15 protein-coding genes are annotated in these 14,596 nt (G+C 49.2%); 13 read left to right on the forward strand and 2 right to left on the reverse strand.

The window, feature by feature from the left end:
• Window positions 1–326: 326 nt before the first annotated feature.
• The 9 genes from ACTHPM_RS04330 to ACTHPM_RS04370 all read left to right on the forward strand — a co-directional run bounded on the left by ACTHPM_RS04330 (window position 327) and on the right by ACTHPM_RS04370 (window position 8,033).
• On the forward strand, window positions 327–767 hold the full coding sequence (locus ACTHPM_RS04330) for a MarR family winged helix-turn-helix transcriptional regulator (protein WP_440393942.1): 441 nt from the start codon (window positions 327–329) through the stop codon (window positions 765–767).
• A gap of 19 nt (window positions 768–786) precedes the next feature.
• Window positions 787–2,412: an MFS transporter gene (locus ACTHPM_RS04335; protein WP_440393943.1), complete on the forward strand. Its 1,626-nt coding sequence runs from the start codon at window positions 787–789 to the stop codon at window positions 2,410–2,412.
• Between the two features lie 187 nt (window positions 2,413–2,599).
• Complete coding sequence (locus ACTHPM_RS04340; RefSeq protein WP_440393944.1) at window positions 2,600–3,376, forward strand: NUDIX hydrolase; 777 nt, start codon at window positions 2,600–2,602, stop codon at window positions 3,374–3,376.
• A gap of 62 nt (window positions 3,377–3,438) precedes the next feature.
• Window positions 3,439–4,005, forward strand: coding sequence for a cysteine hydrolase family protein (locus tag ACTHPM_RS04345; protein ID WP_440393945.1), 567 nt, complete (start codon window positions 3,439–3,441; stop codon window positions 4,003–4,005).
• Between the two features lie 17 nt (window positions 4,006–4,022).
• On the forward strand, window positions 4,023–5,504 hold the full coding sequence (locus ACTHPM_RS04350) for a nicotinate phosphoribosyltransferase (RefSeq protein WP_440393946.1): 1,482 nt from the start codon (window positions 4,023–4,025) through the stop codon (window positions 5,502–5,504).
• 18 nt (window positions 5,505–5,522) lie between these two features.
• The gene (gene nadD, locus ACTHPM_RS04355) at window positions 5,523–6,137 is read left to right on the forward strand and encodes a nicotinate (nicotinamide) nucleotide adenylyltransferase (protein WP_440393947.1); all 615 of its coding nucleotides are present in this window, start codon (window positions 5,523–5,525) and stop codon (window positions 6,135–6,137) included.
• 17 nt (window positions 6,138–6,154) lie between these two features.
• A complete protein-coding gene (nadE, locus tag ACTHPM_RS04360) occupies window positions 6,155–6,973 on the forward strand; it encodes an ammonia-dependent NAD(+) synthetase (protein ID WP_440393948.1) in 819 nt (272 codons plus the stop codon).
• A gap of 149 nt (window positions 6,974–7,122) precedes the next feature.
• Entirely contained in the window at window positions 7,123–7,467 is a 345-nt protein-coding gene (locus ACTHPM_RS04365; protein ID WP_440421441.1) for a PadR family transcriptional regulator, read from the forward strand.
• Window positions 7,467–8,033: a DUF1700 domain-containing protein gene (locus ACTHPM_RS04370; RefSeq protein ID WP_440393950.1), complete on the forward strand. Its 567-nt coding sequence runs from the start codon at window positions 7,467–7,469 to the stop codon at window positions 8,031–8,033. The genes ACTHPM_RS04365 and ACTHPM_RS04370 overlap by 1 nt, the downstream gene beginning before the upstream one ends.
• Before the next feature lie 106 nt (window positions 8,034–8,139).
• On the opposite strand, the gene pdxK is transcribed toward ACTHPM_RS04370, so the two are convergent.
• Together pdxK and ACTHPM_RS04380 are read right to left on the reverse strand one after the other, a co-directional pair.
• Window positions 8,140–8,943, reverse strand: coding sequence for a pyridoxine/pyridoxal/pyridoxamine kinase (gene pdxK, locus ACTHPM_RS04375; RefSeq protein ID WP_440395350.1), 804 nt, complete (start codon window positions 8,941–8,943; stop codon window positions 8,140–8,142).
• A gap of 187 nt (window positions 8,944–9,130) precedes the next feature.
• Window positions 9,131–9,694, reverse strand: a complete 564-nt coding sequence (locus ACTHPM_RS04380; protein ID WP_440393951.1) for an NTF2-like N-terminal transpeptidase domain-containing protein — start codon at window positions 9,692–9,694, stop codon at window positions 9,131–9,133.
• A gap of 201 nt (window positions 9,695–9,895) precedes the next feature.
• On the opposite strand from ACTHPM_RS04380, the gene ACTHPM_RS04385 reads away from it, so the two are divergent.
• The 4 genes from ACTHPM_RS04385 to ACTHPM_RS04400 all read left to right on the forward strand — a co-directional run bounded on the left by ACTHPM_RS04385 (window position 9,896) and on the right by ACTHPM_RS04400 (window position 14,547).
• Window positions 9,896–10,561, forward strand: a complete 666-nt coding sequence (locus tag ACTHPM_RS04385; protein WP_440393952.1) for an FHA domain-containing protein — start codon at window positions 9,896–9,898, stop codon at window positions 10,559–10,561.
• A 201-nt stretch (window positions 10,562–10,762) separates the two neighbouring features.
• Window positions 10,763–13,090, forward strand: a complete 2,328-nt coding sequence (locus ACTHPM_RS04390; RefSeq protein ID WP_440393953.1) for a glycoside hydrolase family 95 protein — start codon at window positions 10,763–10,765, stop codon at window positions 13,088–13,090.
• 183 nt (window positions 13,091–13,273) lie between these two features.
• Complete coding sequence (locus tag ACTHPM_RS04395) at window positions 13,274–13,897, forward strand: deoxynucleoside kinase (protein ID WP_440393954.1); 624 nt, start codon at window positions 13,274–13,276, stop codon at window positions 13,895–13,897.
• Window positions 13,894–14,547, forward strand: a complete 654-nt coding sequence (locus ACTHPM_RS04400; RefSeq protein ID WP_440393955.1) for a deoxynucleoside kinase — start codon at window positions 13,894–13,896, stop codon at window positions 14,545–14,547. The genes ACTHPM_RS04395 and ACTHPM_RS04400 overlap by 4 nt, the downstream gene beginning before the upstream one ends.
• Window positions 14,548–14,596 lie beyond the last annotated feature (49 nt).

The raw sequence follows: 14,596 nt of genomic DNA on the forward strand, positions 1-14,596 counted from the left end.
CCGCTTTTATTTTTACTTCGTGGGATGGTTACGGATTCTTTTACACAAGTTCAAAGGGTCAATGTCACAGAGCAACGATTAAAACAGCGCTAAGTGCTCATCCTACATCTTGTTAAATGGGAGCAAGCACATTTTTAAAAATCGCTTGACTATTCATTTTCTTGGCCTTAATATAGCTTAAGTCTTTAATGTTTAACTTACTAAATAGTTAACTGGTTATTAATTAGTAAGACTACATAAAAGAAACTTAAATAATGATGTGCTAAAGTATGTTTCCATCGCTTTGGTTCATTGTAGGCATTGATGATGTTAAGGAGGTTTTCAGCTTGGCCAAAAGCGAAATGCTGTTTGAAGTGACAGCAATGTTTCGTTCCTTATTAAAAAACTTGTCCCATGAATGGAACAAAATCAGCGCAAAGGAGTATAACCTAACCTTCCCGCAGTTTCAGGTTATGTTCACACTGAAGCATCGCGGTTCACTGAAGGTGTCGGAGCTGGCGGAACTGCTCGCTTTAACCTCACCGGCTATTACGAGCTTGACGGATAAATTGATAGCAAACGGATATGTGCAGCGGGAGCGGGCAGAGAGCGACAGAAGAGTGGTGTATACCACGATCACGGAAAAAGGCAACGCCATGCTTGAGAAAATTGTCGAAGACCAGAAGGAGTTCATCCAAAAGTTTTTCGGCATGCTCTCGGAGGAAGATATACAGCATCTGAGAAGGATCTTCTCTTCAATGCTTTTGGAAATAGATCATACTAACTAACAGAGGTGACACAGGAAGCATGGAGCATTTAACGCTTAAGCGGAAAATAACGATCATGATCGCGATCATGGCTGCGATGTTTTTTGCCGCAATCAACCAGACGATAACCAGTACGGCAATGCCGCGGATTATCGCGATCCTTGATGGGATGGATTATTATACATGGACCATCAATATTTATTTGCTGACTTCTACCATTGCGACGATTCTCGTCGGCAAGCTGTCAGATATGTTTGGACGTAAGCCATTTATTCTTGTCGGTATATTATTCTTTATGGTCGGAGCGTTTCTCACAGGAACATCAACCGACGTGTACCAATTCATCATTTACCGCGGTATTCAAGGTATTGGAGCGGGCATTATCCAGTCGACGGCCTTTACGGCGGTTGGCGACCTGTTCCCGCCGCGTGAACGCGGCAAATGGATGGGACTTATGACGGCCGTGTTCGGCTTCTCCAGCGTGCTCGGACCGACGCTCGGCGGTTATCTCGTCGATCACATCGATTGGCACTGGTTGTTCTGGATCTTCCTGCCGCTCGGCGTCGTAGCGTTTATTATGATTTTGACGCTGTTCCCGAAAGTGGACCGCAAACGGGGGCAGAGCATCGACTACTGGGGTTCGTTATTCCTCACGACAACGATCGTTCCCCTGCTGCTCGCTTTCTCGTGGGCAGGTACGGAATATCCTTGGGGTTCGTGGCAGATTCTTAGTCTGATCGGAGGCTCTATCGTATCGGCATTCATCTTTATTCTTATTGAAAGAGTCGTTAAAGAGCCTATTCTGCCTTTAAACCTGTTCAAGAACAGTGTGGTCACGATTTCCAACATCATTGGCTTCATCATGAACTTCGGTTTGATGGGCGCCATGATTTATATTTCATTCTACGTGCAAGGCGTGCTTGCCATTTCTCCGACGTATGCAGGTTATGTCACGCTTCCGATGTCGATTTGCATGGTGGTAACAAGTGCCATTACGGGACAACTGATCGCCAAAACAGGCAAGTACAAGCGATTTGCACTGATCGGTATGCCGATCATGATTATCGGGATGACGATCATGATCTTCATGGACAATATCGCATTAACGATACTCAGCCTGGTCGTGTTCGGTGTTGGCCTCGGTTTGGGGATGCCGGTCTTCTCACTGGCTACTCAAAATGCGGTTTCTCACAAAGAACTCGGCGTAGTAACGGCCTCCACGCAGCTTTTCCGTAACCTCGGCGGTACGATCGGTATCGCGGTCATGGGTACGGTTATGTCCAACAGCCTGACGAAGAACCTGAAGGAAGCTCTGCAATCGTCCAGCGCTCCGGATTTCAGCAAAGTGGACCCGCAGGTGGCGCAAAACATGCTGTCCTTTGCCAATCCGCAAACGCTGATGAATAAGCCGCTGGTGGATAAGACGGAAGCCAGTCTTCCTGCCGACGCCAAAGCGCTCTTCGTTCAGATGATTGACAGCATTCGCGACGCTTTGGGCAGCACGCTCTCAACGGTATTCTTTACGGGAACGATGGTACTGATCGTAGCGCTGCTCCTCGTATTCTTCCTGAAGGAGCTGCCGCTTCGTTCTTCCAACCAGTCTTCGGACGCAGGAGAAGCCAAAGCGCCTGGGGCACATGAAGGAAAGACAGTCACAGCAGAGTAAAATGAAACGCAATGCACCATACCCCAAGCAGCTTGCTGCTTGGGGTATTTGTTTTATTTTACGGCGCAAAATAACAATGAAGGAACAAATAGGTTGACAGCTTCATATCATGTAACTATAATACAATTAACAAAACGTTAAATGTTAATTGATAAACGAATCAATCATGGATGAGCGAGGTGGGTATATGTCCAATGAACAAGCGCTTGAGCACTATGATGTGAAAAAGTACAGAACGCCAGATGGCTACACCTCAGATATTGCGGTTTTTACGATTCTTTCCGAGAAAGAGGAGCCGTTCAAGCCGCCCGTAATGGACCTTAAAATTATGCTGATCAAACGCAGTCTGGTGGACAGCGAAGGACGGCCTAATATGGAGGCGGGCAAATGGGCGCTGCCGGGCGGATTCGTGGATCCGCAGGAGTCGGCATATGAGTCGGCGCAGCGGGAGCTCCGGGAAGAGACCGGCGTCGAGCAAATTCATCTGGAGCATTTCGGTGTGTATGATACGCCGGGACGGGACCCAAGGGGCTGGATCATTTCCAATGCGCATTATGCTATCGTCCCCGAACATCATATTTCCAACCGGGCGGCGAACGATGATGCAAGCGAGGTGGAACTCTTTTCGGTGGATCGTGTTCTGGAGCTGGACCTTGCCTTTGACCATCATATTATTATCCAGGATGCCATCGCAGTGATCCGCCAGAAGCTGCTGGAAACGACGATTGCAAAGCAGTTTTTGCCCGATGAATTTACGTACTCCGAGCTCCAGGCCGTGCTGATGACGGTGACGAAGGATCCGGCCATTGCCTTGGATGCCGCATTCGCGAGAAAAATTAAGTCATTGCCTTTCATCCAGGAAGCCGAGGGGAAAAAGACGACACGAACTTCCAAAAAACCGACGCAGTTGTATCGTTTCATCGACATGGAAGTCAATAACTCAATCTATTACAACAAGAAATAAATTTTTTTGCTCAGTATATTTAACAATCAGTTAAATGTTATTTATTCGAGGAGGAATTCAGCATGAACATGAACACGGACAAGAAAAAAGCGCTGATCAACATCGATTATACGAATGATTTTGTAGCTGCGGACGGGGCATTAACTTGCGGAGCGCCAGGGCAGGCGATCGAGCAGCGAATCGTCCAACTCACGAAGGAGTTCATCGAGCAGGGGAATGTTGTCGTCTTCGCAATCGACCTGCACTATGCCGGAGACACGCTTCACCCCGAAACGAAGCTGTTTCCTCCGCATAATATTGCAGGAACCCGGGGCCGCATGCTTTATGGAGCATTGGAGCCTTTGTACCAGGCACACAAAGACTCGGAACATGTCTATTGGATGGACAAAACGAGATACAGTGCGTTTGCGGGAACGGATTTGGAGCTTCAGCTGCGAGCACGAGGAATAACGGAACTGCACCTGGTCGGCGTATGCACGGATATATGCGTTCTTCATACGGCCGTCGATGCCTACAACAAGGGATTTGAGATCGTGATTCACGGTGATGCGGTTGCGAGCTTCGATCCCGAGGGGCATGCATGGGCTCTTCGCCACTTCAAAGGATCGCTTGGTGCCGTGGTAGAGTAAAAAGGAGGGGAACCGAAATGACTAAACGAACATTGCTGCCCGAGGGTCCTTATGCAGACGACAGCCTCGCGCTTCATACGGACAAATATCAGATCAATATGGCGCAGGCCTATTGGAAAGACGGTATTCATCAGCGGAGGGCTGTATTCGAGGTTTATTTCCGGAAAATTCCGTTCCAGAACGGGTACGCCATTTTCGCGGGACTAGAACGCGTCATCCGATATCTTCATGATTTTCGTTTTACGGAAAGCGATTTGGCTTATTTGAGAGAAGAAGGCTATCCGGACGATTTCCTTGAATATCTGGCTTCGCTCCGTTTCAGCGGGTCGGTCCGCTCGATGAGAGAAGGGGAGCTGGTCTTTGCCAATGAACCGATCATGCGGATCGAGGCGCCGCTGGCAGAAGCTCAAATCATTGAGACTGCGATATTGAATATCGTTAATTATCAGACCCTGATCGCAACCAAAGCCTGCCGTATCAAGCAGGTGGTAGGAGAGGAAACAACCATGGAATTCGGCACCCGCCGGGCACAGGAGCTGGACGCAGCCATTTGGGGCACCCGGGCCGCTTATCTTGCAGGCTTTGACGCAACCTCGAATATGCGTGCAGGCAAACGCTTCGGCATTCCGACGGCGGGTACCCATGCCCATGCTTTGGTGCAAGCCTACCGGGACGACTATACTGCCTTTCGCAAATATGCCGAATGCCATGCGGACTGCGTGTTTCTTGTCGATACGTATGATACCCTTCGGTCGGGCGTTCCGACGGCGATCCAGGTTGCGAAGGAGTTCGGGGATCGGATAAACTTTAAGGGAATTCGTTTGGATAGCGGCGATCTGGCTTATTTATCTAAAGAAGCACGCAAAATGCTCGATGAGGCAGGCTTCACGCAGGCAAAAATCTATGCTTCGAATGACCTTGATGAGCAAACGATCCTCAACCTGAAAGCCCAGGGAGCAAAAATCGATGTGTGGGGCATCGGCACGAAGCTGATTACCGCTTATGATCAACCTGCATTAGGAGCCGTGTATAAGCTGATTTCCATTGAAACCGAAGACGGCCAAATGGCAGATACGATCAAGATCAGCTCCAATCCCGAAAAAATAACGACGCCGGGACGGAAAAGAGTCTTCCGCATCATCAACAAAGCGAACCGCAAATCGGAAGGGGATTATATTGCGCTGGAGGACGAGGAACCTCAGAAGGAGACATGTCTCAAAATGTTCCATCCGGTCCACACCTATATTGCCAAGTTCGTAACCGATTTTGAAGCGAGGGAGCTTCACCAACCCATATTCGAACAAGGGAAACTGGTCTATTCCATGCCGCAGCTGGAAGAAATCCGATCCTTTGTGAAGGGGAATATGGACGTTTTGTGGGATGAGTACAAGCGACTCTTGAATCCGGCTGAATACCCTGTGAACCTGAGTCAGAACTGCTGGGACAACAAGATGAAGCTGATCGGCGAAGTGCAGCAAAAAGTAAAGCAGCGAAAGTGAAAGCATAAGGAGGTCCATATGGCTAAAATAGGAATATACGGTTCATCCTTTGATCCCATCACGAATGTACATCTCTGGACGGCTAGCACGGTAGCACACCGCTGCAGGCTCGATCACGTCATATTCCTTCCCTGCTCCAGCAAAAGGACTGACAAAACGCTGCATATCAGCGACGAAGATCGATGGAGAATGATTGAGCTGGCGATACAAGGCAATGACAAATTCGTTGCGGATGATTATGAAATGAAGCAGGCCGTATGGGAGATCGCGACGTACCTGACGCTGAAGCATTTCAAGGAACGATATCCTGATGATGAGGTGTATTTCATTATGGGAGCGGATTTGCTGCTGGATATCGGCGAAGGTAAGTGGAAGAAATCCGAGGAATTAATCCAGGAAAACCGGTTTATCGTCATGGCGAGAGACGGCATTAACATGCTGTCGGCCATCAGCAAATCGCCGATCCTCCGGAACGCCGATGATGGCAATACGTTTCACCTCATCGATAAAGGGCTGGCAATGGAGATTAGCTCCAGCTATATCCGGGATGAGTTCAATAAGGGCGGAGAGCCGCGGTATTTGGTTCCGGACGCCTGCTACGACTACATTAAAGCCCGTCGATTATACACATAGAAAGGGAGAGAAAAGTAATGAGCACACAAGAGCAAACCATCAAGGAACTGCATGTTAAACCGGTGATTAACGCCAAAGAGGAAATCCGGAGCCGTATTGACTTCCTCAAAGCTTATTGCAGAAAGGCCGGCGCCAAAGGGTTTGTGCTTGGCATCAGCGGCGGCCAGGATTCCACGCTTGCCGGACGACTTGCGCAGCTGGCAGTCGAGGAGCTTCGTGCGGAGGGATATGAGGCTACATTCTACGCTGTCCGTCTACCGTTCGGCGTTCAAAGAGACGAAGACGATGCCCAGGAGGCGTTGACGTTTATCAGACCGGACCAATCTCTTGATTTTAATATCGAGAACTCGGTTAATGCATTCGCCGACACTTATACGGAAACGACTGGCAGTCCGCTGCCCGATTATCACAAGGGCAATGTCAAAGCGAGAATGCGGATGATTGCCCAGTATGCCATTGCGGGAGAAAGACAGTGCCTCGTCATCGGAACCGACCATGCAGCCGAAGCAATTACAGGCTTCTTCACTAAATTCGGTGACGGCGGCGCGGATATTATCCCCCTTACGGGACTGACCAAAGGCCAGGGGCGAGAGCTGCTGAAAGAACTGAATGCCAAAGAGCAGCTGTATTTAAAAACACCTACGGCGGATCTGCTGGATAACAAACCGCAGCAGGCCGACGAAACGGAGCTTGGCATGAAATACAACGTCATCGATGAATATCTGGTAGGAAACCGGGTCGTTGCGGATGAGCAGGAGAAGATCGAACGCCGCTATAAGAACTCGCAGCACAAGCGCGAATTGCCGGTAACGCCTTTCGACGAATGGTGGAAATAAACATAATAGATTTGGATTGAAGTCCCGGACTGCAGCCAGCAGCCGGGCTTTTTTCTGTATACTCACAAGGAGGAAAATGATTATCACCAAGTACCTTGCAAAGCACAGTACTAGGTGATATTATAATACCGAAAGGAGCGGACTGCGATATGGAAATGTCAGAATGGACTTCTCAGGCTAGGCGAGGCATCTTGGAATATTGCATCCTGCAGCTCATCGGCAAAGAGCCCAGGTATGGTTATGAACTGGTGACGCTCCTTGACCAATGGGAACCGTTAGCCGTTACGGAAGGAACGCTGTATCCGCTGCTGCGGAGGCTTCTTAAGGATCAGTACATCGAATCGTTCTGGAAGGAATCCGAATCGGGGCCCCCGCGGAAGTATTATAGCTTGACGGCATCTGGAAGGGACTTGATGGGGCTCATGTCGGTTGAATGGAATAAGATCAGCACGGCTGTCGGATATATACAAAGATATGGAGGAGAGATTCCATGATGAGTACACTTGGAAGGTCGTACCTAGAGAAATTGAATCGTCACTTGGAGAAGCTTCCGGACACAGAAAGGCTGGATGCGGTAATGGAGATCGAAAGCCACATTGCCGAAGGGATTGCGAATGGACAGCCCGAAGCCGTTATTTTGTCTCGCCTCGGAGATCCGCGGAAATTGGCCAAGGCATACCGAAGCGAGCATATGGGCGGAGTCGTTCAGACCAAATCGTTCAAGGGCATCCTGAGAATGATCGGATTTTACTGCAGCACCGGCCTGCTCAGCATCATGGTGATTCCAGTGCTGGCAACGGTTGCTTACGGATTCGGATTTTGTACCATTCTCATCCTTCTTGCAGGCATTCTCCGTACGTTCGGGGCTTCCTGGATCGATATGTCGTTATGGCCGGGGATGGAGGTTCCTGCTAACTACAGCATGGTTTTTGCCATTGTCGTTGCAGCAATCATCGGAGGAATTGCCTGGTTCTGCTGGAAAGGACTCAAAAAATATCTTGCTTTCTTATCTGAACAATATCGACGTTCACTACCCGTGAACCGAACAGCTGAATTTTAATGCCTTCGCTTATACGCTGCATTATCCGAAAGCATCGTTCCAAATAACAAAGCCTCCTTCAAGGTGAAGGAGGCTTTGTCTTGTGTCCCACGGAAATTAAGCGGTTTTATCGGTTCAAGCGGTAGCCGCCATGGAAGACGGGACCGACATATTCGTTGAACTGATAGCCGCTGCGGATGGCTGCCGATACGAAGTCTTTCGCTTTGGATACCGCTTCTTTCACGCTCAATCCGTTGGCCAAGCCGCCGGTAATGGCAGCCGCAAAAGTACAGCCTGCGCCATGGTTATACGCCGGCTCGATCTTGTCCGATTCCAGAACGGTGAAGTCTGTACCATCGAAGTAAACATCAATGGCTTTCGCGCCATCAAGCGCTTTGCCGCCTTTGACGACAACGTTCTTAGCTCCGAGAGCATGGATTTTGCGGGCAGCTTCCTTCATTTCATCAATCGAAGAGAGCTTGCCAAGTCCCGAAAGCACGCCAGCTTCAAACAGGTTAGGTGTCACGACCGTAGCCAGGGGAAGCAACAGATCACGGATGGCATCGGCGCTTTCCGGATTAAGGACTTCGTCCTCGCCTTTGCAGACCATGACCGGATCAATGACGACATTGGATTGATGATTGTTCTTGATCGCTTGTTCGGCGACACGGACGATGTCGACACTTCCGAGCATACCCGTTTTCATTGCGTTCACGGGTCCACCCGCAAAAATTGTTTTGAGCTGCTCCGCAACCAAAGCTGCATTAACGGGATAAACGTTATGGTGCCACCCGTTGTCCGGATCCATCGTTACGATCGTTGTTAAAGCGCTGAATCCGTAAGTGCCGTATTCCTCAAATGTTTTGAGATCGGCTTGAATGCCCGCGCCTCCGCTGGAGTCACTGCCGGCAATAGTTAACGTTTTGATCATGTTGGACACGTTCGATTCCTCTTTTCCTGCAAAAAATTATGTAACTTACAAAATCGAGTTGATTATACCAGAAAATCGACGGGAAAGTTGGCTTTTTGGCATAATAGTGCAAACAATATATAAAATGAACGCATGTTTAACGCTCGTCCCCCTATTTTTCGAAGAAGAGACGCAGCTTATTCACGACCTAGGGGGCTGCCTCAGCGCTCGCTTTCGTAACGGGATAAACCCCGGAACAGCTTGCTGACTGTTCAGGGCTGTTCTCTGAAACACGGCTTACCTTATCTTCATGCTCCATATCCGGGAGAATGAGGGACGGCTGCCACTCAATTTTCCATGTATGTCCCTTGTCATTCTTAACCTTGGTAAGCCTAAGTTTGTACTTCTCCTGAATTTCGCCGATAAAGGTGCGGATTCTGGCCGAGTAATCCATCGTATAGTCCGAAGTTTCATATCCCTTAATCGGCGTCCCTGCGGTGACTTCAATGGCTGTCACCCCCATATCACCGAAGATGGATTGGTATTTCTTAACGAACTGCTCGCGCGTAAGTCCCGACTGATCCAGCGATTCCGGGGTCATCAGATCATATAGCTCTTCGAAATTCTGCGTCTGCAAACTGAGTATGTAGGATTGTACCGTATCATTCGGGGTTTGTTCCTCTAACTGACCGAAAAAGTAAACGTATAAAGCCAAAACCGATGCAGCCAGAAAGGAGAGCAAACCGTACATGACGATTTGTTTTCGATTCATTGCGATTAACCTCACTTTTGAAAAATAATTCACAAACTGTTAATATAAATGGATAGTTCGGGTAGTGCCCTATGTAACTATAAAATTTACCAATACAGCAAACAATGGAACAAATCTGATGATTTTATCATTTTTGAACGATGGGCATCAGATTCTATACATGTTCTTAAGGAAAGTGAGAGATTCGTCATGCCGGATATCATGAAGATTGTGGTAGATACTGCCGGCCAAAAGGGTCATGGTTCATTTCAATATCTTGAGCAGGGGAAAAGCATCACCGTTGGCAGGCATACAGGCATGGATCCGGCTGCTCTGTCCCTCTATAACCAGCTCGTTTCCAAACAGCATTGCCGCCTGTATCGTATCGGTCAAGTTGTCTATGTCGAGGATTTGGGAAGCAAAAATGGCACCGAGATCAATGGGAAGCGACTGATTCCGCATCAACGCACGCTGCTGACTGCGAAGGACAGCCTGACGCTCGTGAATGGCCTCGTGGGACTTGCGCTGGAAATCGGCAATGACATGGAAGACACCCGGGAATACCGCATTGCGGATCTTCTTGACCGCGAGGTACGGTTGAATGACGATCTGCAGAGCATTCAAGTCGGGACGGACCAGCTGACCTTGTCTAAAAAGGAATATCAGCTGTTCAAGCTGCTTCACAGCCGCCTGGACCATTTTGTGACCAAAGAAGAGATCATGCAGCAGGTATGGCCGGAGCGCTGCTTGGAAGATGCCGAGCTAGTCGGTATTGATGAAGTTAACTCGCTCATTTACCGGACCAACAAGAAACTGGGTGCGAACTTTAGCATTAAATCGGTATACAAGAAAGGCGTATTTATGAAAAGGAACGGGGATAGCAGCTAAAGAGGGGTGCTGCAGCAAGCAGAGGTGGATTCGGATGAACTCCGTCCTACGGGACGGAGTTTTTTTGTGCATACAGAGTGATTATGAAAGATTTATGATCTTGCCCCTTCAATCACGAAGGAAACAGCACAGCTGTAGCGAAAGCTATACCAAGGTTTAACGTAAAGCAATATATCAATCGGAGAAGAAGGTGTAAATATATTGTCGGAGCACTTAAAGCTATGGTATGACAAGCCGGCTGCGTTGGAAAGCGAAGTTACGGAATCCACCTCGTGGAACCGCGCTCTTCCTGTTGGAAACGGAAGGCTGGGCGGTATGGTCTTCGGGAATTGGCCGGAGGATAGAATTCAGATGAATGAGGAGTCCATTTGGGCGGGCCCCCCTTTACCGGATCACATGCCTGGTGCGAAGGAAGCGATCAGACAAGCAAGGACGATGTTATTCGAGGGTAAGCACGAGGAAGCCGAGCATCTGATTCAGAACAAGGTGCTTTCTCCTCATACGGGACCGCGAAGCTATCAACCATTCGGCGATCTGTGGCTGCAATCCTTGACTTCGCCTGAAGGCGCCGGAAAACCGACAGAGTATCGGCGTGAGTTGGATCTGGATACGGCTATCACTTCGGTAACCTACCGTGAGCTGGGCATTCGCCATACACGCGAAATCTTTGCCAGTGCGGTCGATGATGTCTTGGTTATTCGCTGGAGCGCCGAAGCAGGCAATCCAATCCGTGCCGTCATCCGGCTGACGCGTGATACAGATGCCGTTACTTCCGTTATCGATAACGAAACTCTGCTCCTTGAGGGTCAGGCTGCGCATGGATCGGAGCATCTGGGGGTCAAATTTGTGGGGATGCTCAAAGCAGTTGCAGAGGGAGGAGTCTTGAAGCAAGTCGGGAATACGCTGGAAGCAACGGGAGCCGATTCACTTACACTGTATCTTGCTATCCGTACGGATTATCATTTCAAGAACCCCATGGAGCCGCTGAAGCATGACTTGACGAAATTATGCAAACAAGACCTCCTCGCTGCGATGGCCAAGCCATATGAATCATGCAAAGCGGATCACGTGGCTGAACATCAGCGTTTGTTCCGCCGGGTTGAGCTGGAACTTGGAGCAAATGACGAGGAGCCGGGCGTTCAAGAATCGTTACCGACGGACCAAAGGCTGTCCGCATTTCAAGAAGGGCGAAAAGATGCGGGGCTGGCTGCCCTATATTTTCAATACGGAAGGTATTTGCTGATTTCCTCCAGCCGTGCCGGTTGTATGCCAGCCAATTTGCAAGGGATATGGAATCCTCTTATGGAGGCTCCTTGGGACAGCGACTATCACCTGAACATTAATCTCCAAATGAACTATTGGCCTGCGCAGGTGAGCAATTTGGCTGAATGCCATCTTCCTTATTTCGATCTTTTGGAGGGACTGGTGGAACCGGGAAGAAAGACGGCCGACGAAGTGTATGGCTGCCGCGGTTTTGTCGCGCACTATACGACAGATGCATGGTTGTTTACAGCTCCGCTGGGGAGAATCAGCTATGGCATGTGGCCGATGGGAGCAGGCTGGTGCGTCCGCGATTTTATGGAATATTACCGTTTCACCGGTGATACCGCTTTTCTGACTGATCGTGCTTATCCGATCATGAAAGAGGCTGCTTTATTTTTCCTGGATTGGTTGACCCGGCATCCTGCGACCGGACAGTGGGTTTCAGGGCCTTCGTCTTCGCCGGAGAACATGTACTACACGCCTGAAGGGGCACAAATCGGACTGTGCATGGCACCTGCGATGGATCAGCAAATTATCCATGAGGTGTTTAACCATGTCATAGAAGCCGCATCCGTTCTGCAAATCGACGAAGACTTTGCTAAGGATGTCTCCGGCGTGCTGAAGAAGTTGGCACTTCCAGGCATTGGAATCGATGGAAGGCTGCTAGAGTGGTGTGATGAAGTCGAAGAGGTGGAGCCCGGACATCGCCACATCTCCCATTTATACGGACTGTATCCCGGATCGCAGTATACGCAAATGTCGGCACCGGACTACATGGCTGCCGCACAAAAGACGCTTGAATACCGTCTCTCACATGGCGGTGGGCATACAGGCTGGAGCCGGGCGTGGATCATCAACTTCTGGAGCCGGTTAAAAAATGCAGAGGAGGCACATAGCAATCTTGAAAGCTTACTGAAGCATTCAACGCTTCCCAATCTGTTCGACAACCACCCGCCATTTCAAATCGACGGAAATTTCGGGGGGACGGCAGGGATCGCCGAAATGCTGCTGCAAAGCCATACCGGCGTTCTGGAGCTGCTGCCTGCGCTTCCGTCAGCGTGGAGAAACGGACGGGTGAAGGGTCTGAGAGCACGCGGAGGTTTTGAGGTGGATCTGGAATGGAAGGATGGAGAACTGACAGGCTGCCGTATCCTGTCGCTTCTGGGCCATCCGTGCAGACTCGTGTACAGCGGTCATTCGACAGAATTCAATACGGCATCAGGAGAAGTGTACGAACCCTTCGCACGCGGAAAGTGCGTGATCTAAAACGGTATGCTGGAATCTGTTTCTGTGAAACAGGTTCCTTTTTGTCTTGGTCATGTTAAAGCCTATTTTGTTTACGAAATCTCAACGATAAAAGTGACTATGACAAAATCGATCCAGGTGATACAATAAGTGAGTCTTTTTTTCATAAAGCATTATGCGCAACCGGGGAGGAAATCAGCATCAATGAAACATGCGCCATTCATTGCCGTGGAAGGTCCGATCGGAGCCGGCAAAACAACGCTGTCTTCGATGCTTGCGGAGGAACTGGAGCTTCCGATCGTGAAAGAGATCGTGGAAGAGAATCCATTTATCGATAAGTTTTATCATAACATGGATGATTGGAGCTTTCAGCTTGAGATGTTTTTTCTCTGCAATCGTTACAAGCAGCTTAAAGAAACGGTAAGCGAGTATACGGAGAAAGGGAAGCCGGTCATCTCGGATTACCATATTTATAAAAATTTGATTTTCAGCGAACGCACGCTTAAAGGAACGGAGCGGGACAAATATCGCCAAATCTATCATGTCCTGACCGATGACCTGCCCAAGCCGAACATTATTCTATATATTCAGGCAGACCTCGATACTTTACTCAAAAGAATCGCCAAGCGGGGCCGTTCTTTTGAAGAAGGGATGGATCCGGGCTACCTGCAGCAGCTGATAGATGACTATGAAGATGCGATGTCTTCCCTTGAAGCACGCGAACCGGAGACTCGGATTGTGAGGATCGATGGCAATGCGGTCGATTTTGTCGAGAACAGAGAACATTATGAAGAGATTTCCTCTCGAATAAAGGAGCTTATGGAATGAATCAATATCATATTCCGGATGAGGCTGTCATTACCGTGGCAGGTACCGTCGGAGTGGGCAAATCCACGCTAACCGCCGCTTTGGCGCAGCAACTCGGTTTTAAAACTTCTTTGGAGCAGGTGGATCATAACCCGTATCTCGAGAAATTCTACCATGACTTTGAACGCTGGAGCTTTCATCTGCAAATCTATTTCCTGGCCGAGCGTTTCAAAGAGCAGAAGAAAATATTCGAACTCGGCGGGGGCTTTGTACAGGATCGTTCGATCTATGAGGATACGGGAATATTCGCGAAAATGCATGCGGACCAAGGCACGATGTCCAAAACCGACTTCGAGACGTATACGAGTCTGTTTGAGGCGATGGTCATGACGCCTTATTTTCCGCATCCGGATGTCCTGATCTACATCGAAGGCAGTCTGCCTTCCATTCTGAACCGGATTCAGATCAGGGGCCGGGAGATGGAGATCCAGACAGACGTGTCCTACTGGGAGCATATGCATGAACGGTATTCCGCATGGATTAACGAGTTCAATGCATGTCCGGTACTACGGTTGAATATCGATGAATACGATGTGCATGATCCGGCCTCCATGGACGACATTTTGAAGCGCGTTGGACAGATCATCACCCCTTCCACAGCAAAACTATAGCAACTTAGCGGGATACACGCCCTTGTGTATCCCGCTTTTTATGTGCGGA

It is taken from the genome of Paenibacillus sp. SAFN-054 (assembly GCF_051966755.1).
In the GTDB taxonomy this organism is placed as follows: Bacteria; Bacillota; Bacilli; order Paenibacillales; family Paenibacillaceae; genus Paenibacillus_AQ.

What these genes read in the sequence shown, in the direction of transcription:
- ACTHPM_RS04335 (WP_440393943.1), top strand. Translation starts at nt 787, where the DNA reads ATGGAGCATTTAACGCTTAAGCGGAAAATAACGATCATGATCGCGATC.
- ACTHPM_RS04340 (WP_440393944.1), top strand. Translation starts at nt 2,600, where the DNA reads ATGTCCAATGAACAAGCGCTTGAGCACTATGATGTGAAAAAGTACAGA.
- ACTHPM_RS04345 (WP_440393945.1), top strand. Translation starts at nt 3,439, where the DNA reads ATGAACATGAACACGGACAAGAAAAAAGCGCTGATCAACATCGATTAT.
- ACTHPM_RS04350 (WP_440393946.1), top strand. Translation starts at nt 4,023, where the DNA reads ATGACTAAACGAACATTGCTGCCCGAGGGTCCTTATGCAGACGACAGC.
- nadD (WP_440393947.1), top strand. Translation starts at nt 5,523, where the DNA reads ATGGCTAAAATAGGAATATACGGTTCATCCTTTGATCCCATCACGAAT.
- nadE (WP_440393948.1), top strand. Translation starts at nt 6,155, where the DNA reads ATGAGCACACAAGAGCAAACCATCAAGGAACTGCATGTTAAACCGGTG.
- ACTHPM_RS04365 (WP_440421441.1), top strand. Translation starts at nt 7,123, where the DNA reads ATGGAAATGTCAGAATGGACTTCTCAGGCTAGGCGAGGCATCTTGGAA.
- ACTHPM_RS04370 (WP_440393950.1), top strand. Translation starts at nt 7,467, where the DNA reads ATGAGTACACTTGGAAGGTCGTACCTAGAGAAATTGAATCGTCACTTG.
- pdxK (WP_440395350.1), bottom strand. Translation starts at nt 8,943, where the DNA reads ATGATCAAAACGTTAACTATTGCCGGCAGTGACTCCAGCGGAGGCGCG.
- ACTHPM_RS04380 (WP_440393951.1), bottom strand. Translation starts at nt 9,694, where the DNA reads ATGAATCGAAAACAAATCGTCATGTACGGTTTGCTCTCCTTTCTGGCT.
- ACTHPM_RS04385 (WP_440393952.1), top strand. Translation starts at nt 9,896, where the DNA reads ATGAAGATTGTGGTAGATACTGCCGGCCAAAAGGGTCATGGTTCATTT.
- ACTHPM_RS04395 (WP_440393954.1), top strand. Translation starts at nt 13,274, where the DNA reads ATGAAACATGCGCCATTCATTGCCGTGGAAGGTCCGATCGGAGCCGGC.
- ACTHPM_RS04400 (WP_440393955.1), top strand. Translation starts at nt 13,894, where the DNA reads ATGAATCAATATCATATTCCGGATGAGGCTGTCATTACCGTGGCAGGT.